This is a genomic window from Microbacterium sp. NPDC057659 (assembly GCF_042799915.1).
Lineage (GTDB): Bacteria > Actinomycetota > Actinomycetes > Actinomycetales > Microbacteriaceae > Microbacterium.
This window is the reverse complement of sequence record NZ_JBHVHU010000001.1, coordinates 656,917-674,236: the sequence shown is the minus strand read 5'-3', so window position 1 is coordinate 674,236 and position 17,320 is coordinate 656,917. Positions and strand designations below refer to the sequence as shown.

Genomic DNA, 17,320 nt, shown 5'->3' with positions numbered 1-17,320 from the left:
GTGGGGCCAGGGCCACAAGCCCGCGTTCCGAACGAAGAAGGATGAGGCCCGAATGTCGACACCTGTGCGTGCAGTCGCTGGAGAAGGAACGAGCGTGACCGTATCCGAGCTCGCGATCCGCGGGGGACGGCCCCTGCGGGGCCGGGTGGATGTGAAGGGCGCGAAGAACCTCGCCACCAAGGCGATGGTCGCCACTCTCCTCGGTGAGACGCCCAGCACGTTGCGCGACGTCCCGGACCTGAGCGACGTGGCTGTCGTCCGCTCGCTGCTCGAGGTGCACGGGGTGCGCGTCGAAGCGGGCGACGAGCCCGGCGCGCTCACCTTCGACCCGAGCGGCGTCGAGTCGGCCCACATGGAGGAGATCGACGCGCACGCCGGTGCCTCCCGCATCCCGATCCTGTTCTGCGGCCCGCTGCTGCACCGGCTCGGCCAGGCGTTCATCCCCGACCTGGGCGGATGCCGGATCGGCGATCGGCCGATCGACTTCCACCTCGATGCGCTGCGCAAATTCGGCGCCGTCGTGGAGAAGCTGCCCAGCGGCATCCGTCTCTCCGCTCCGGAGGGACTGCGCGGCGCAAGCATCCACCTGCCGTACCCGAGCGTCGGGGCGACCGAGCAGGTGCTGCTGACCGCGGTGCGCGCGAAGGGCACGACCGAGCTGCGCAATGCGGCCATCGAGCCGGAGATCATGGATCTCATCGCGGTGCTGCAGAAGATGGGCGCGATCATCTCCTACGAGCCCAACCGGGTCATCTTCATCGAGGGCGTCGACACGCTGCGCGGGTACGACCACCGGTCGATCTTCGACCGTAACGAGGCCGCCTCCTGGGCGAGCGCCGCACTGGCCACCGACGGCGAGATCTTCGTCGGCGGCGCCCGGCAGCAGGAGATGCTGACGTTCCTGAACGTGTTCCGGAAGGCGGGCGGCTGGTTCGACATCCAGGAGGACGGCATCCTGTTCCGCCGCGACGGCGAGCTCAAGCCCGTCGTCGTCGAGACCGACGTCCACCCGGGCTTCATGACCGACTGGCAGCAGCCGCTCGTCGTGGCACTGACCCAGGCGAAGGGCCGCTCGATCGTGCACGAGACCGTGTACGAGAACCGGATGGGCTTCACCGACGCGCTCGTGAAGATGGGCGCGGACATCGTGGTGCACCCGCACGGTCTGCAGGACGGGCCGCGTCGCGTCGCGCGCCGCGAGCTCGAGCAGGCCGCGGTGATCACCGGGCCGACCCCGCTGCACGGAGCCGACATCGTCGTGCCCGATCTGCGCGGCGGCTACAGCCATGTGATCGCGGCGCTGACCGCGCAGGGCGAGTCCCGGGTCTCCGGAGTCGACATCCTCAGCCGCGGCTACGAGAAGTTCCTCGACAAGCTGACCGCGCTGGGTGCCGACTTCGACGTCATCCGGTGAGCTGATGGCTGCCTCTGAGAAGGGCAGGCCGAGCCTGTTCTGGCCGCTGGCGGCGGTCGTCGTCCCCATCGCTTCGTACCTGGCGAAGCTCACGTTCATCGGCCGGGAGAAGCTGCCGCGTGAGGGTGCGTTCGTGCTCGCGCCGAACCACTACACGGAGTTCGACCCGATCATCGTCGCTCTCGCGGTCTGGCGGCTGCACCGCCTGCCGCGGTTCATGGCGAAGGAGAGCCTGTTCCGCGTGCCGGTGGTGGGCTGGGTGCTCAAGAACACCGGTATGGTCCCGGTCGCGCGCACCTCGTCGGCCTCCGCCGCGAGGCAGACGATGCTGCAGTCCAAGGAGCTCGTCGAGCACGGTCGCGGCGTCATCGTCTACCCCGAGGGCACGCTCACCCGCGATCCCGAACTGTGGCCGATGCGTGGCAAGACCGGTGCCGTGCGGCTGGCACTGGCCGGCGACATCCCGCTGATCCCGATGGCGCACTGGGGTGCACAGGAGATCATGCCGCGGTACGGCAAGAAGATCAGCTTCTGGCCACCGCGCAAGCGCGTGCAGATCATCATCGGCGACCCGGTCGACCTGTCGGATCTGCGCGACCGTGCGGGCGAGCAGGCAGCGCTCACCGAGGCGACCCGCCGGCTGATGGACGCGATCGCGGCGCTCCTCGAAGAGCTCCGCGGCGAGAAGGCTCCCGCCGAGCGCTGGAACCCCGCCGACCACGGCCAGAAGGAGACCGGTCGCCTTGACTCCTAAGCGCAACCCGGCGGGCACCGGCCCGCGCGTCGCCGTCATCGGCGCCGGCAGTTGGGGCACGACCTTCGGCAAGATCCTCGCCGACGGCGGCGCCCACGTGACGATGTGGGCCCGGCGCCCCGAGCTCGCACACGAGATCGCCGAGGCCAAGCGCAACTCCAAGTACCTGCCGGGCATCAACCTGCCGCGCACGATGGATGCCACGCATGATCTGGCCAGGGCGCTGGACGGCGCCCAGCAGGTCTACCTGTCCGTGCCCAGCCAGACGCTCCGCGAGAACCTGAAGGAGCTGCGTCCGCTGCTCGAGGGCACGGAGATGCCCCTGATCAGCCTGATGAAGGGCGTCGAGCGCTCGACGACGCTGCGGATGAGTCAGGTGATCGAGCAGGAGCTGCACTGCGACCCCGCGCGGATCGCCGTGGCATCCGGCCCGAACCTCGCTCTCGAGATCGCCCGTGAGCAGCCCACGGCGGCGGTGATCGCGTCGCTCAGCGAGGAGACCGCAGACATGGTGGCGCGCACGGCGCGCAACCGGTACTTCCGGTCCTTCGTGAACACCGACGTGATCGGCACCGAGTTCGGCGGCGTGCTGAAGAACCTCATCGCCGTGGCGATCGGCATCGTCGACGGGGTCGGCTACGGCGAGAACACCAAGGCGTCGATCATCACCCGCGGCCTGGTCGAGATGACCGACTTCGCGGTCGCGAACGGCGCGCAGCCCAGTACGCTGCAGGGCCTCGCCGGTCTCGGCGACCTGATCGCGACCTGCCAGTCGCCGCTGAGCCGCAACAACACGGCCGGTCGCCTGCTCGGCCAGGGGTACAAGTTCCAGGACGTGGTCAAGCAGATGAACCAGACCGCAGAGGGACTGGCCTCGGTGGCCCCTGTTCTGCAGCTCGCCCACGAGGCCGAGGTGCACATGCCCATCGTCGAGCAGGTGAAGATGGTGCTGGACGGGAAGATGGATCCTCGTGACATCGCACCTCACCTCACGACGGACGACGACACCCCGCAGGGGGAGAGGACCGAACATGGACAAGCAGACGGTGGCGGTGCTCTTCGGCGGGCGTTCCAGCGAGCATTCGATCAGTTCCGCCACGGCGGGCGGGGTGCTGGCGGCGATCGATCGTGACCGCTACCGGGTGATCCCGGTCGGCATCACCCGCGACGGCGCCTTCGTCCTCGAGGACGACGATCCGGCGAAGTTCCAGCTGGATGCCGCGAAGCTGCCTGAGGTCGTCGACAACGGCACGCGGGTTCGTTGGCCCGAGCCGGACGGCGACCGGTCGCTGCGGGTGGTCCGCGCCGACGGCTCGGTGGACGACCTCGGTCCGATCGACGTGGTGCTGCCCCTGCTGCACGGCCTGCACGGCGAGGACGGCGCGATCCAGGGCTTCTTCGACGTCCTCGAGGTGCCCTATGCCGGATGCGGCATCCTCGACTCCGCGGTGAGCTTGGACAAGCACTACACGAAGCTCGCCCTGCGGGCCGCTGGCATCGCGGTCTCGCCAGGAATCACCGTGCGCAGCTCGCAGTGGGAGAGCGACCAGGAGAGCATCCGCGCGGCGATCGCCGACCTCGGCTCCGTGGTGTTCGTCAAGCCTGCGAGCGCCGGCTCGAGCGTCGGCGTCTCGCGCGTGGACGATGGCGAGGGTCTTGACGAGGCGCTGCGGATCGCATTCGCCGAAGACTCGAAGGTGCTCGTCGAATCGCGCGTCGAGGGCCGTGAGATCGAGGTCGGCGTGCTGGCCGGCCGCCAGGGCGCTCGCGCGCGGGCGTCGCTGCCCGGCGAGGTCGTGCTGACCTCGCGCAGCTTCTACGATTTCGAGGGCAAGTACCTCGGTGGCGACGGTGTCGAGATCGTCTGCCCCGCCGACGTGGACGCCGAACTGATCGACCGCCTCCGCGACGCCGCCGTGCGCGCCTTCGAGGCCGTGGACGGCAAGGGCCTCGCCCGCGTGGACTTCTTCGTCACCCCGGCCGGCGAGCTCGTGGTGAACGAGCTGAATACGATGCCCGGCTTCACGCCGATCTCGATGTTCCCGAAGTGCTGGATCGCCTCCGGCCTGTCGTACGGCGAGCTGATCACCGAGCTGATCGAGAAGGGTCTCGAGCGCTGAGCTTGCTCGCTCCTCACCGGTCCTGAGCGCCCTTCGTCTCGCTTCGCTCGCTCAGGACCCACGGGGCTCGCTTCACTCGCTCAGGACCCGCGGGCGGAACGTCCTACTTGACGAAGTCCTTCGGCTCGACGTCCGGTGCGACGCACTCGCTCGTCTTCGGGATCGACTGCACGCCGCTGACGATACCCGTGTTCGCGAGCACGGCGTCGGCGCTCACCTTCGTGGTGTCGACGAAGACCTGCACGGCGGGGTCCCGTCCGTAGGTGGTCATCCGCATCCACGGCTCCTGTTTGGGGTCCACGAGCCAGTCGATCCCCTCGAGCGTGACGCACTGCAACTCGGCGGTCGGACCGGGAACGGCGACGCCGCAGGAGAGCAGCACGGTGGTCGGGTCGCCCCAGGCTCCGGTGGCCTGGGCGTCGGTCCAGCGACGATCCTGACCGGCGACCGCGTCGGGCAGGCGGACAGTCACCTCGGCGCAGAGCGGGTTGTTCGCGTCCTTCGCCGGGGTCATCGACACGGTCGACGAGCATCCACTGAGGACGAGTGCCGTGAGCACGCAGGCGGCGGCGGCGAGACGGCGGAAGGGCATGCTTCCAGGCTACCTTTGAGTTCATGCCCGCTCGTCACGCCTTCGATGATCCGCGCCTGGGCGATGTCTCGGAGGGCACGATCCTCCGCAGCATCCTGTCCAGGACGAACCCCGCGGCGGCGACGATCATCGGACCCGGCGACGACGCGGCCGTGATCTCCGCGCCGTCCGGCGCCGTCGTCGCGACGACCGACACACTCGTGGACGGCCCGGACTTCCGGCTGGCCTGGTCGGGCGGGTTCGACCTGGGCTGGAAGGCGGCGGCGGTCAATCTTGCGGATGTCGCGGCGATGGGCGCGACGCCGACGGCGCTGCTCGTCGCGCTGGCGGTCCCGAGAGATCTGCGGCTGTCGTTCGTGGAGCAGCTGGCGGACGGGTTCCGCGCCGCCTGCGACGCACTCGCGCCGGGGTGCGCGGTCGTCGGGGGCGACCTGACCGTCTCCGACGTGCTCACCATCGCGGTGACGGCCCTCGGCGACCTCGGCAGTGTCCGTGCGGTCACACGCTCGGGAGCACGTCCCGGCGACGTCGTCGCCATCGCCGGTGAGATGGGGCTGGCCGCGCAGGGACTCGGCCTGCTGTTCGGAAGGTTCCGGGACGGCGAGACGCCGGTTCCGGTGGATGCGTCCGGGCTGAGCGCCGAGGAGCGCTCGGCGATCACCGCGCAGCTGCGCCCGTCGCCGCCGATCGGTCTGGGCCCGGTTGCCGCCGTGGCCGGTGCCACGGCGATGATGGACGTCTCGGACGGCCTGGCGCTCGACGCTGCGCGGCTGGCGGATGCCTCGGAAGTGACGATCGGGCTGGAACGTGCCGCCCTCGGCACCCACCCGGATCGTGCACTGGCCGGGGGCGAGGACCATGCCCTGCTCGCGACCTTCCCCGGTGACGCGCTCCCTCCGGGTTTCCGCGCGATCGGCACGGTCCTCGCGCGATCCGAGCATCCGGTGCTCTGCGACGGCGAACCGGTCGGCGCCCTGGGGTGGGACCCCTATCGGGACTGGGACGGGCACGCCGCGCTCTGACCCGCGCAGGCATGCCGGTGCGGGCATGGCGCCGGCGCCGATGAGCATTGGAGGCCGTCTGCACCACCGGGCTAACCTGGCTGCGGATCCGGCTCGACGGCGAGCCGGGGAGACGGAGAGCCGACGTGTGCGCAGTGGATTCCGAGAGCGGCGGGCCGGCGGAGCACGAGGTGAGCAGACGAGGTCTGCTCGGTGCGCTGGCTGCAGGCGGCGTCGCAGCCGGCATCGGGTTGGCAGGCCCCGCGCCGGCGGAGGCCGCCGTGTACCCGGCATCGAAGCTGCCGAGGAGTGGCACGGGAATCGTCCTTCTCGGGACGCAGGCCGGACCGCCCCCGGACCCGGCGCGGGCCGGAATCTCCACGGCGCTGGTCGTCGACGGCAAGGTGTATCTCGTGGATTGCGGGCGAAGTTCCGTGACCCAGTACCAGCGGGCAGGCCTTCGGTTCGCTGACCTGCAGAGCATCTTCCTCACGCACCTGCACGCCGATCACATCGCCGACTACTACAACTTCTTCGTCCTGGCGGGCAGCAGCAGCTCCGGGGGCGACGCGGTGCTTCCACCGATCGGTGTCCACGGGCCCGGCTCGGCGGGGGCGCTGCCCCCTGCTGCCGGCGGGGCCGAAGTCCCCACGCTCAGACCGGAGGCGCCGGTGCCGGGCACGAAGGCGATGACCGAAGCGATGCATGCCGCCTTCGCCTATGCGAACAACATCTCGCTGAGAGCGTCGCCGCGCACCGCACGCGACATCGAGACCGTGCCCGACGTTCACGAGATCGACCTCCCGGACGTCGGCGCGACGGCGCTCGGCCCGACGGCGCCTCCGATGGAGCCGTTCTCGGTGATGGAGGACGATCGCGTGCGGGTGACGGCGACGCTGGTTCCGCACGGCACGGTGTTCCCCTCGTTCGCCTTCCGCTTCGACACCGATCATGGCTCGGTGACCTTCTCGGGTGACACGGCTCGGAGCGCGAACCTCGTCCGGCTCGCGAAGGGCAGCGACATCCTCGTGCACGAGGCGATCAAGCTGACGGATGACGTGAATCCGCAGTTCCGAGCGTCGATGCTCGCGAGCCACGTCCTCGTCGAGGAGGTCGGCGAGGTGGCGCAGGAAGCGCAGGCAGGACACCTCGTACTGTCGCACATCGGGGATTTCTCAGGGCCTGTGAAGCCGAGTGAATGGCGGAAGCTTGCTCGACGGGGCTACGACGGGCGAGTGACAGTCGGAGAGGATCTGATGAGCCTGGCGGTCGGCTGACGTCAGCGCGGGGCAGGCTCGGCCCACCAGATGCGGGTGTCGCCGTAGGTCTTCTCGCGGACGAGCGCCAGACCCGCAGCGTCCAGTTCGGGTGCTGACGAGCGCTTGGCCCGCTCGATCACGACGATCGCGTCGGGGGAGAGCAGCGGGGTCAGCGCTGCCAGATCCGCTGTCATGGACCCGTCGTCCAGGTCGTACGGCGGGTCGGTGAACACCAGGTCGAACGGCCCGGCGGTGTGCTGCAGGTAACCGTGCACGGCGTTCTGGTGGACTCTGGCGTCCGTGGGACGTGCGCCGAGCGCCTTCGCGACCGTCGCGATGTTGCGTCGCACGATCCCGGCTGCCGAGTGGGACTTCTCCACGAGGTCCACGGATGCCGCGCCGCGGCTCCATGCCTCCAGGCCCAGGGCTCCGCTGCCGGCGTACAGGTCGAGAACACGTGCACCGTCGATGACATCCATCGACTCCAGCGAGCCGAACAGCGACTCGCGCACGCGGTCGCTTGTGGGCCGCGTCCCCGCGGAAGGGACGTCCAGTCGCAGACCTCGGGCGGCCCCGGCGATGATCCTCGTCACCCGTTCACGATACGACACGTGACGTCGCAGCCCTTCTCTAGACTCGTGAGCATGCCGTCCACGCTGGAAACGCCCCTCGATGTCGCCGTCGGCGGTGCGACCGCGAAGGCCCTCGACAAGGCGTTCGGGCTGAAGACGGTCGGCGACCTCGTGGCGCACTATCCGCGCCGGTACGCCGATCGCGGCGAACTCACGCCGATCCTCGACCTTCCGATCGGCGAGACGGTCACGATCGTCGCCGAGGTGCTCTCCACCGGCATCCGGCGCATGCGCAACCGTCAGGGGGCCATGCTCGAGGTGACGATCGGCGACGGCATCGGTCGGATGTCGCTGACCTTCTTCGGAAAGGGTCCGGGGCAGCTCGAGTGGCGGCAGAACGAGCTGCGGGTCGGCCGCCGAGGCGTGTTCTCCGGCAAGGTCGCCGAGTATCGGGACAGTCTGCAGTTCTCGCATCCCGAGTACCAGATGTTCGATGACGAGGCCGAGGCGCGTCAGCACGCCGACACCAGCGTCACCGTGCCGATCCCGATCTACCCGGCGACTGCGTCGATGGCGAGCATGAAGATCGCCGATCTCGTCGGCCGTGTGCTGAACGATCTCGGGCCGATCCCTGATCCGCTGCCGGAGCACCTGCGCGTGGCGGAGGGGCTGCTCGACGCGCGCACCGCGCTCGAGAACGTGCACCGACCGCCCACCCGCAACGACATCGATCCTGCCGTGCGCACCCTGCGGATGCACGAGGCGCTGACTCTGCAGACCGCGCTGCTGCAGCAGCGAGCCGCGGTGCGCGAGCTCAGCGCCATACCTCGGCCCGCGCGGCAGGGCGGGCTGCTGGAGCGGTTCGATGCGAATCTTCCCTTCACCCTCACGCGCGACCAGCAGGAGGTCGGGGCATCGATCCAGCAGGATCTGGTAGCGCAGTGGCCGATGAACAGGCTGGTGCAGGGCGAGGTCGGCTCGGGCAAGACGCTCGTCGCGCTGCGCGCGATGCTGCAGGTGGCGGAGTCCGGGGGACAGGCGGCACTGATCGCTCCGACCGAAGTTCTCGCCGGGCAGCATCTGCGCTCGATCACGAAGATGCTGGGCCCTGAACTCGCCCCGCTCCTCATGCCCACCCTGCTGACAGGGCAGATGTCCGCGCCGCTGCGCCGCAAGGCCGCGCTGCGCGTTGCATCCGGTCAGGCACTCATCGTGGTCGGAACGCACGCGCTGCTGTCCGAGAAGACCACCTTCGCCGACCTGGGCCTCGTGGTCGTGGACGAGCAGCACAGGTTCGGCGTCGAGCAGCGCGAGACGCTGCGCGCGAAGGGATCCAGCCCGCACGCGCTGGTCCTGACCGCCACGCCGATTCCGCGCACCGTCGCGATGACGGTGTTCGGCGACCTGGACACCTCCGTTATCCGCACGATGCCGGCAGGCCGCGCAGGCATCCAGACGTTCGTCGCGCCGCTCGCCGAGCACCCTGCGTGGTGGCAGCGCGTCTGGGAGCGCTCGGCCGAGGAGATAGCGCAGGGCCGTCAGGTGTTCGCCGTGTGCGCGGCGATCGACACGACCAAGGACACGGCAGAAGCGGATGCCGGAAGCGCCCTGTTCGACGGCGCGGCGAAGGGGCCGCGCTGGGGCGTCGTGCAGCTGGAGGAGGCGCTGTCCACGCATCCGGCGCTGTCGAAGGTTCGCCGCGCAGTGCTGCACGGCAAGATGCCCTCAGACGAGAAGGACGCCATCATGCAGGCGTTCGCCAGGGGCGACATCGACCTCCTGATCGCGACGACGGTGATCGAGGTCGGCGTCGACGTTCCGAACGCGTCGACCATGGTGATCCTCGACGCCGACCGGTTCGGCGTCTCGCAGCTGCACCAGCTTCGCGGCCGCGTCGGTCGCGGCGGGGTTCCGGGGCTGTGCCTGCTCGTCACCGAGGCGGAGGAGGGCACGGTCGCGCGGGAACGCGTGGATGCCGTGGCCGCGACGCTGGACGGCTTCGCGCTGGCCGAAGTCGATCTCGAACTGCGCGGCGAGGGCGATGTGCTGGGCTCGACGCAGTCCGGCGTGAAGTCGTCGCTGCGGCTGCTGCGCGTCGTGAAGGACTCGGGGCTCATCGGACGGGCCCGCGAGATCGCGGAGGAGATCCTCGCAGAGGACCCGGCGCTGGAGAGGCATCCGGGGCTGCGCGACACGATCGCGCGCCGGGTGACCGAGGAGGACAGGGCCGCTCTCAGCAAGAACTAGGAGCGGCGTCCTCTACAGTGGCAATCATGAACAGCAGGATCGCCGTCGTCCCTGGTTCCTTCGACCCGCCGACCCTCGGACATCTCGACGTCATCAAGCGCGCTGCGCGGCTGTACGACGAACTCCATGTGCTGGTCGTGCACAACCCCGGCAAAGAGGCGATGCTGCCGATCGCGCAGCGCCTCGCGCTGCTCGAGCAGTCCATCGCGGACGCAGGGCTCGAGGGCACCATCATCGTGGGCTCCTGGAGCATGGGCCTGCTGGTCGACTACGCGCGCGACGTCAATGCCGGCGTGCTGGTCAAGGGCATCCGCTCTCAGGTCGACGTCGCCTATGAATCGCCCATGGCGATCGTGAACAGGCACCTCGCCGACATCGAGACCGTCTTCCTGCTTCCGGACCCCGCGCATGCGCTGGTGTCGAGCTCTCTGGTGCGGCAGGTGGCGTCGCTCGGCGGCGATGTCTCGCCGTTCGTGCCGCCGTCCGTGGCCGAGTTCCTCGACACGGGTTCGCGCGGCATCTGAGCCCCTTCGGCCTCTGCCGGGTCTGCACCGGGTAGCATGGCTGGGTGAAATCCCGACTGAACGGTCCTTTCGTCCTGCCCGTGCGCGACATCACGCGCCGCCCGGGAGAGATGCGCGAGCATGCGTTCGAGGTGACCCTGGCGGAGCGCTGGGGAGAGGGGATCGTGTCGGTCGAGGCCGGCGAGATCGTCGACCTCGACGTGCGTCTGGAGTCCGTGCACGAGGGCATTCTGGTGTCCGGAACAGCGGATGCCGAGTACGTCGGCGTGTGCGGGCGATGCCTGACTGACATCTCTGCGCCTGTCGAAGTCGAGTTCCAGGAGCTTTTCGCGTATCCTGGAGAGGAAGAAACTGACTTCGAGGTTCAAGACGACCACGTGGATCTTGAAACTCTGGTCAGGGATGCGGTCGTTTTGTCGCTTCCCTTCCAGCCGGTGTGTCAGCCGGACTGCCCGGGTCTCGACCCGAACACGGGTGAGAGGCTGACCGCGAGCACCGGCGCAGAGAGCACCGCTCCCATCGATCCTCGGTGGAGCGCGCTCCAGCAGATCACAGACCAGGACGGTGCGGCAGAGAGCCGCGCCGCCGAGAAAGAAGAGAGCTAGTCATGGCCGGTAACCCCCCGAAGCGCAAGGTCTCCCGTTCGAACACCCGCTCGCGCCGCGCGCAGTGGAAGGCGACGCCCACCGCTCTGGTGAAGACCGTCGAGAACGGCAAGACCGTCTACAGCCGTCCGCACCAGGCGAAGGTCGTCACCGACTCGCAGGGCACCGAGCTGTTCCTTGAGTACAAGGGCCGCAAGGTCGCAGACATCTGATCGCGATCGGCAGATCGTGACCGGGGTGGTGCGGGGGACGGCGCCTCTGAGTGAGACGCTGGGGGTCGACATCGACCCCCAGCTCCTCACGCGCGCCCTCACGCATCGCTCCTACGCGTATGAGCACGGCGGGTCGCCGCACAACGAGCGTCTCGAGTTCCTCGGCGACTCGGTGCTGGGTCTCGCCGTCACGGTGATGCTCTTCACCACGCATCCCGATCTCGACGAGGGAGAGCTGGCCAAGCGTCGCGCAAGCGTCGTGTCGACCGTGGCCCTCGCTGAGGTCGCCCGTGGCATCGGCCTGGGCGAGCACCTGCTGCTCGGCCGGGGCGAAGAGCAGACCGGCGGTCGCGACAAGGACTCCATCCTCGCCGACACGATGGAGGCGGTGATCGGGGCGACGTACATCTCGGCTGGCCCCGATGCGGCCACGGCACTCGTACTGCGCCTCACGGAACCACTTCTCGCCGACCCTGAGCGGTACGGCGCGGCGATGGATCCGAAGACCAGTCTTCAGGAGCTCGCCGCTCGGTTGGGCGCCACGCCACCGAGCTACTCGGTGAAGGCCACCGGCCCCGACCACGACCGCCGCTTCACGGCGACGGTGCTGGTCGGCGAGCTCGCGCAGACCGGCGAGGGCACCAGCAAGAAGACCGCCGAGATGGCCGCCGCGCTCAGCGCCTGGCGGCTGCTCAGCGACCGCGCCTGAGTTCGTCGATGCCCGAGCTGCCTGAGGTCGAGGTCGTCAGAGCCGGTCTCGCGCCCGCAGTCGTCGGCGCCGCCGTTGCATCGGTCTCGGTACTCGACGAGCGCGCGCTGACGCGCCATGCGCGCGGCGCTGCTGATTTCGTCGCGCAGCTCGAGGGCACCAACGTCATCGCCGCAGTGCGTCGCGGCAAGTTCCTCTGGCTGCCGCTGGCAGATCGCCGCCGGGCGCTGGTCGCGCATCTCGGCATGAGCGGGCAGATGCTGCTGCGCACGCCCGATGCCGTGCCGGAGCGGCATGAACGCGTGCGGCTGCACATCGAGCATCCGGCACACGGCCGGCTGGCCGTCGTCTTCTCGGACCAGCGTACTTTCGGGTCCCTGGCGGTCGACGACCTGTTCGACACGCCGGATTCGAGTCCCGGGGGACTGGGCAGCGACCTGGCGCTGGTGCCGTCGCAGGTGGCGCACATCGCGCGAGATGCGCTTGATCCGGCTTTCGATGATGCGGCATTCATCGCCGCCGTCCGGCGGAGGTCGAGCGCGATCAAGCGCATCCTGCTCGACCAGAATCTGATCAGCGGGATCGGCAACATCTATGCCGACGAATCGCTCTGGGCCGCCCGCATCCACCCGGAGACCGAGGGGCGGGCGCTCTCGGCACAGGCGCTGCGCAGGCTGCTCGGAGAGGTGCGCCTCGTGCTCGAGAAGGCTCTCGCCGAGGGCGGGACGAGCTTCGACGCGCAGTACGTGAACGTCAACGGGCAGGCGGGGTATTTCGCGCACTCGCTCAACGCCTATGGGCGCACCGGGCAGTCCTGCCCGCGCTGCGGCGGGCCGATCCGCCGTGAGGCGTTCATGAATCGGTCCAGCCACTACTGTCCGAAGTGCCAACGGCGTCGCTGAACCCGCGCGTGCGCCTCAGACCGCGTCACCGCATCTGCAGCGGACGGATGGGACGGCTGGAGCAGCTGAAGCGCGTCCTGCCGTCCCATCGCTGATCGCTTCGATCAGGGTCATGCCGCCAGCGTGAAGGAGTTCGCGAGCAGCGGGCGCGTGACGCGGGTCGCCGCCCATACCGTCAGGATGCCGACAGCGAGCACGGCGAGGATGGTCACCAGCGAGAGCGGCGCGACGATCATGGTCAGGCCGAGAAGCGGAAGGATCATGATCGCCGCGCAGAGCGCGGAGCCGATCGCGGTGAGCATCAGCGGCGACATGATCGCGCGGGTGCGCGCAGCATCCACCGTCTCCATCGGCACGCCCAGCCGATGCAGACTTGCGTGCAGCTCACGCTGGTCCGCGATCGCAGATGCCTGGTTCACGCCGACGGATGCCGCGACCATGATGAACGAGCCGATGAGGGTGATGACCAGCCCGGTGCGCATGTCGGTCACGAGTGCGAGATCCTCGGCCCGTACGTCGCCCGTGCTCATCACATCCATGAGCGCGACGCCGGTCCCGGCGAACACGGCCATGAAGCTCGCCATCGCGATGCCGCTCACCTGCCGCCATGCGGCCTTCGGCGCATCCAGCACCATGCGGGCGGCGAGCATCCGCTCGGGCGTCTCGGCCCTCCGCAGCTGACGACGGGCGCGCACACCCAGCACCCACGGACCGATGAGGTTCAGCAGGCCGAGAACGACGGCGAACACGGCGGCGATGCCGACGGTGACGAACAGCGCGCCGGCGATGCTCGGCAGGACCTTGATCGCGACGAATGCCGCTGCCACGGCGACAGCGACGATCACTGCACGCAGCACGCCCATGCGCGGCGCGTCGGAGCGCATCCGCACTCCGAGCGGCGAGATGTTGACCCGGCGAAGACCGATCACTGCGCTGAGCACGGCGAGCAGGATCACTCCGCCGAGGACAGCGAGGATCTGCCAGGCCGGAAGGATGACCGCGAGCACGCCGAGCGGCGCGCCCCGGAAGGGGATCAACCCGATCAGGGGCGTGATCGCGAAGTACAGCAGGATGCCGGCGACCGCACCGACCGCGGCGATCAGCGCCGACTCCACGACAGTGGCGAAGGAGACGCCCGCCGGTGTCACCCCGAGCAGGCGCAGAGTGGACAGCCGCTCGTCGCGGCGCCGTGCGGAGAGCCGTGCGGCAGCACCGCCCAGCGTCATCAGGGGCACGATCAGCAGCACCAGCGCGACCGAAGCTAGCACCTTGTAGAGGTAGCCGTAGTCGTCGTCCCAGGTCCAGAACGACTGGGCGCCGCCGAGCACAGTGAGCACCAGCGCCGTGACGATCCCGAACGCGACGGCGGGGATCGCGATCACGCCGAGCGACCCGGGCGCGGGGCGCATCAGCATGCGCAGCACGCCGGCGTTCATGCCGACACCTCCGCCGGGACGATCAGACCGTCGCGCATCGCGACCGTGCGGGAGCAGCGCGCAGCCACTCCGGGGTCGTGCGTGACGACGACCAGCGTGTGTCCCTGACCGGTCGTCGACCACAGCAGGGCGTCCATCACCTCGGACGAGGTACGGGAATCGAGGGCACCGGTGGGTTCATCGGCGAAGATCAGCTCGGCGCCGGTCACCTGTGAGCGTGCGATCGCGACGCGCTGCGCCTGGCCGCCGGAGAGCTCGCCGATCCGGCGCTCCTCCATGCCGGCGAGTCCCAGGGACTGCAGCCACGCGGCCGCATGCGGCAGAGCGTCGGAGCGCTTCATCCCGTTGATCATGAGGGCGAGCGCGACGTTCTCGATCGCGGTGAGTTCGGGGATCAGCAGTCCCTGCTGGAACACGAAGCCGAACCGCTCGCGCCGCAGTCTCGACCGCGCCGACTCACCGAGCGCGGTCACATCGACGGCCTCACCGGTGGAAGGGGCGAACTGCACCGATCCGCTGTCGGGCGTGATGATGCCGGCGAGCACGTGCAGCAGGGTCGTCTTCCCCGAGCCCGAGGCGCCCATGATCGCCACGGATTCGCCGCGCTGGACGGTCAGATCGACGCCGGCGAGGGCACGCGTGGGACCGTAGGACTTCTGGAGGGCGCTGGCGCGCAGGATCGGAGTGCTCATGATTCCAGCATCCGCGGATCGCCGGCGCTCGTCGTCGGCCCAGCGGATGATCCACCTCTCGGGGGATCATCCGCTGGGATGATCGACGATCAGACCAGGCGCTTCTGCCACGCTCCGGCGTATGCGACCGGCACGAAACCGATCGCCTCGTTGATGTCGAGCATCGGCCTGTTCTCCTCGACGTTGAAAGTCGTGATCCTGGGCGACTCCGGAGCGACCTCGCGCCAGTGCAGGATGTTCGCGCACTTGACCAGCATCCCGAGCCGGTGACCGCGATGCTCCTTGAGCACCAGCGTGTTGTACTGGTGCGTCGGCTCCGTCCGGTCGGCGCCGATGACGAGTTCGTTGAACGCCGCGACCTGCCCGCTCGGCTCGTGCACGACCGCGGCGACCGACAGCGTCTGCTCGCTGTCGATGATCTTCTGCTCCCGGCGCGCGACGCGTGCGGCGTCCCAGATCTCCTCGTCGATCTCCATGGCACCGGCCGGGGCATCCGTCGACATCCTCGACAGGGCCCAGGCGTACCCGTCGCGGAGCTCGGGCGGTGTCGGGATCGTCCAGAGAACGAGACGGTAGTCCGGTCCCGCAGCGGACAGCGACTCATCGAGCGCCCGCTGTACGTCGTCGATCGGCCCCGTCAGGTCGAAGGCGCTGTTGCGCTCGACCTGCTCGAGCACGAATCCGTTGGCCAGGAAGAGGTCGCTCTGCGGGGACCGCGCGATCGCGCCCCAACCTGTCGCAGGTACGAGGGTCTCGCCTGTGGTCGTGACACGGTGCAGTGTCCAGGCCTGCATGATGCTGCGGTCCAGCGCTCTGGTCTCCGCCTCGACACGTGCGAGGAGCGCGTCCTCGATGCCGTGACCGCGGTCGGCCCGCAGCACCATCAGATCGAAGTCGGTGCTGGTCGGCTCCGCGAGAGCGTGGTTGAGGATGCAGGCGCCGGCGATCCTGGTTCCCTCACGGACGACGAAGACTCGGTGCACGGTGTCGGCGTCATCTCGCAGGTCCGCCAGCATCTCCACAGGCGTGAAGTCGAGGTCGGTGAGATCGGCGTCCTCGCGGCAGACCGCGTTGTTCAGTTCGGTCAGCGCGCGCAGATCCGCCGCTTCGGGGCCCTCGGCGGATGCGGGCAGGACGAGCTGTTCGATGGTGAGCGTGTCGCTCATCGGAGTTCCTTCTTCCAGGCGCCCTCGTGGGCGAAGGCAGTGAATCCGATGTCCTCGTTGATCGAGAGCATCGGGCGGTTCTGTTCGGAGTTGTAGGTGATGACCCGAGGCGAATCGGGGTACCGCTCGCGCCAGGCGAGCAGACCTGCGGTCTTGACGAGCATGCCGAGCCGGTGCCCGCGATGGTGCGCGAGCACGAGGGTGTCGTACTGATGAGTGACGCCCGCGGCGTCGGGACCGATCGCCAGCTCGTTGAACGCGCTGAGCTCACCGGTCTCGATGTGCTGTGCGGCGGTGACGAACTGGTGGTAGCCGCGTGCGGCGGTGCGCTCGTCCTGCTGCGCCACGCGGGCGGCGTCCCAAGTCTCCTCGGGAAGGCCGAGCTCGCCTTCCGGCACGTCGGTCGACATGCGCGACTTCATCCACGCATAGCCGTCCACGTACTCTGCGGGTGTCGGCAGCATCCACTGCACGATGCGGTAGGCGGATGCGTGGTCGGCCGCCTCCGCGGCCTGCGCCTCCAGCCGGGCGACGCTGTCGTCGGTCCAGAGATAGCGGCTGGCGCGCTCGACGGTCTCGAGCGAGTAGCCGTTGCGTGTCAGGAATCGCGCGGCGCGGTCGGCGGGCACCGATCCGAAGCCGGTCGGTGACGGCACGGTGTCGAGGCCAGAGCCGTCGTCATGATGTTCGGCGAAGTGCACGAGCTTGCGCACGCCCGCAGCACGCGCAGCGGTCTCGAGCTGTTCGTAGGCGGCGCGGCCGATGCCCCGGTCCTGCGCCTCCTTCAGCAGCGCGACGATGATGAACGCCGTGCGCCCGCCGTCGTCCTGCAGGATGTCGAGGGCGCAGCATCCGACGATCCGGCCCTCCGACTCGACGTACCACTGGCGGCGCGTCCTGTCGGGCGTGCTGTAGAGCATCGGCAGCAGCGATTCCGCCGAGAGGGAGTCGTCGTCGCGGCCCGTGCTCTCGAGGATGCTGCGGTTCCGCACCTCCGCGTACTCGCGGATCAGCGGGGTGGGCCCCGCGTCCGCCCGTTCCGGAAGAACGAGCGGACGCAGGGTCGCGCCGGCGGGGAGCGCGTACACAGGCGGGGTGGCGGTCATGATGATCTC

General features: G+C 69.2%; 18 protein-coding genes. 12 read left to right on the top strand and 6 right to left on the bottom strand.

Annotated features, from left to right (window positions below):
* Positions 1 to 52 precede the first annotated feature (52 nt).
* Genes murA through ACFVAE_RS03295 form a run of 4 tightly spaced genes read left to right on the top strand, consistent with a single transcriptional unit; the run spans position 53 to position 4,288 of the window.
* Positions 53 to 1,414, top strand: coding sequence for a UDP-N-acetylglucosamine 1-carboxyvinyltransferase (murA, locus tag ACFVAE_RS03310; protein ID WP_378887840.1), 1,362 nt, complete (start codon positions 53 to 55; stop codon positions 1,412 to 1,414).
* Positions 1,415 to 1,418: 4 nt separating this feature from the next.
* Positions 1,419 to 2,168, top strand: coding sequence for a lysophospholipid acyltransferase family protein (locus ACFVAE_RS03305; protein ID WP_378887838.1), 750 nt, complete (start codon positions 1,419 to 1,421; stop codon positions 2,166 to 2,168).
* Positions 2,158 to 3,300 (top strand): NAD(P)H-dependent glycerol-3-phosphate dehydrogenase, encoded by a 1,143-nt coding sequence (locus ACFVAE_RS03300; RefSeq protein WP_378887836.1) that lies wholly within the window; start codon positions 2,158 to 2,160, stop codon positions 3,298 to 3,300. The genes ACFVAE_RS03305 and ACFVAE_RS03300 overlap by 11 nt, the downstream gene beginning before the upstream one ends.
* Complete coding sequence (locus ACFVAE_RS03295) at positions 3,200 to 4,288, top strand: D-alanine--D-alanine ligase family protein (protein ID WP_378887834.1); 1,089 nt, start codon at positions 3,200 to 3,202, stop codon at positions 4,286 to 4,288. Before ACFVAE_RS03300 ends, ACFVAE_RS03295 begins: the two co-directional genes overlap by 101 nt.
* A 103-nt stretch (positions 4,289 to 4,391) precedes the next feature.
* Here ACFVAE_RS03295 and ACFVAE_RS03290 read toward each other — a convergent pair whose 3' ends face one another.
* Positions 4,392 to 4,880, bottom strand: coding sequence for a DUF3515 family protein (locus tag ACFVAE_RS03290; protein WP_378887832.1), 489 nt, complete (start codon positions 4,878 to 4,880; stop codon positions 4,392 to 4,394).
* A 23-nt stretch (positions 4,881 to 4,903) separates the two neighbouring features.
* Here ACFVAE_RS03290 and thiL point away from each other — a divergent pair, with 23 nt between their 5' ends.
* Together thiL and ACFVAE_RS03280 are read left to right on the top strand one after the other, a co-directional pair.
* The gene (gene thiL / locus ACFVAE_RS03285) at positions 4,904 to 5,902 is read left to right on the top strand and encodes a thiamine-phosphate kinase (RefSeq protein WP_378887830.1); all 999 of its coding nucleotides are present in this window, start codon (positions 4,904 to 4,906) and stop codon (positions 5,900 to 5,902) included.
* Between the two features lie 134 nt (positions 5,903 to 6,036).
* Positions 6,037 to 7,158, top strand: coding sequence for an MBL fold metallo-hydrolase (locus tag ACFVAE_RS03280; RefSeq protein ID WP_378887828.1), 1,122 nt, complete (start codon positions 6,037 to 6,039; stop codon positions 7,156 to 7,158).
* A gap of 2 nt (positions 7,159 to 7,160) precedes the next feature.
* Here the strand turns inward: ACFVAE_RS03280 and rsmD are convergent, their stop codons facing one another.
* Positions 7,161 to 7,733, bottom strand: a complete 573-nt coding sequence (gene rsmD / locus ACFVAE_RS03275; RefSeq protein ID WP_378887826.1) for a 16S rRNA (guanine(966)-N(2))-methyltransferase RsmD — start codon at positions 7,731 to 7,733, stop codon at positions 7,161 to 7,163.
* Between the two features lie 51 nt (positions 7,734 to 7,784).
* Here rsmD and ACFVAE_RS03270 point away from each other — a divergent pair, with 51 nt between their 5' ends.
* The 6 genes from ACFVAE_RS03270 to mutM are packed head-to-tail and all read left to right on the top strand — an operon-like array spanning position 7,785 to position 12,911.
* Positions 7,785 to 9,959: an ATP-dependent DNA helicase RecG gene (locus tag ACFVAE_RS03270; protein ID WP_378887824.1), complete on the top strand. Its 2,175-nt coding sequence runs from the start codon at positions 7,785 to 7,787 to the stop codon at positions 9,957 to 9,959.
* Between the two features lie 26 nt (positions 9,960 to 9,985).
* Positions 9,986 to 10,483, top strand: coding sequence for a pantetheine-phosphate adenylyltransferase (coaD, locus tag ACFVAE_RS03265; protein WP_378887822.1), 498 nt, complete (start codon positions 9,986 to 9,988; stop codon positions 10,481 to 10,483).
* Between the two features lie 56 nt (positions 10,484 to 10,539).
* The gene (locus ACFVAE_RS03260) at positions 10,540 to 11,088 is read left to right on the top strand and encodes a YceD family protein (protein ID WP_378890465.1); all 549 of its coding nucleotides are present in this window, start codon (positions 10,540 to 10,542) and stop codon (positions 11,086 to 11,088) included.
* Between the two features lie 2 nt (positions 11,089 to 11,090).
* A complete protein-coding gene (rpmF, locus tag ACFVAE_RS03255) occupies positions 11,091 to 11,300 on the top strand; it encodes a 50S ribosomal protein L32 (protein WP_378857671.1) in 210 nt (69 codons plus the stop codon).
* A 16-nt stretch (positions 11,301 to 11,316) separates the two neighbouring features.
* The gene (gene rnc / locus ACFVAE_RS03250; protein WP_378887820.1) at positions 11,317 to 12,009 is read left to right on the top strand and encodes a ribonuclease III; all 693 of its coding nucleotides are present in this window, start codon (positions 11,317 to 11,319) and stop codon (positions 12,007 to 12,009) included.
* 8 nt (positions 12,010 to 12,017) lie between these two features.
* Complete coding sequence (mutM, locus tag ACFVAE_RS03245; protein ID WP_378887818.1) at positions 12,018 to 12,911, top strand: bifunctional DNA-formamidopyrimidine glycosylase/DNA-(apurinic or apyrimidinic site) lyase; 894 nt, start codon at positions 12,018 to 12,020, stop codon at positions 12,909 to 12,911.
* A gap of 110 nt (positions 12,912 to 13,021) precedes the next feature.
* Here mutM and ACFVAE_RS03240 read toward each other — a convergent pair whose 3' ends face one another.
* The 4 genes from ACFVAE_RS03240 to ACFVAE_RS03225 all read right to left on the bottom strand — a co-directional run bounded on the left by ACFVAE_RS03240 (position 13,022) and on the right by ACFVAE_RS03225 (position 17,311).
* Positions 13,022 to 14,347, bottom strand: coding sequence for an FtsX-like permease family protein (locus ACFVAE_RS03240; RefSeq protein WP_378887817.1), 1,326 nt, complete (start codon positions 14,345 to 14,347; stop codon positions 13,022 to 13,024).
* Positions 14,344 to 15,039, bottom strand: coding sequence for an ABC transporter ATP-binding protein (locus tag ACFVAE_RS03235; RefSeq protein ID WP_378887815.1), 696 nt, complete (start codon positions 15,037 to 15,039; stop codon positions 14,344 to 14,346). Before ACFVAE_RS03235 ends, ACFVAE_RS03240 begins: the two co-directional genes overlap by 4 nt.
* 89 nt (positions 15,040 to 15,128) lie before the next feature.
* Positions 15,129 to 16,205, bottom strand: a complete 1,077-nt coding sequence (locus ACFVAE_RS03230; protein ID WP_378887813.1) for a GNAT family N-acetyltransferase — start codon at positions 16,203 to 16,205, stop codon at positions 15,129 to 15,131.
* Positions 16,202 to 17,311, bottom strand: coding sequence for a GNAT family N-acetyltransferase (locus tag ACFVAE_RS03225; protein ID WP_378887811.1), 1,110 nt, complete (start codon positions 17,309 to 17,311; stop codon positions 16,202 to 16,204). Before ACFVAE_RS03225 ends, ACFVAE_RS03230 begins: the two co-directional genes overlap by 4 nt.
* Positions 17,312 to 17,320: the final 9 nt, after the last annotated feature.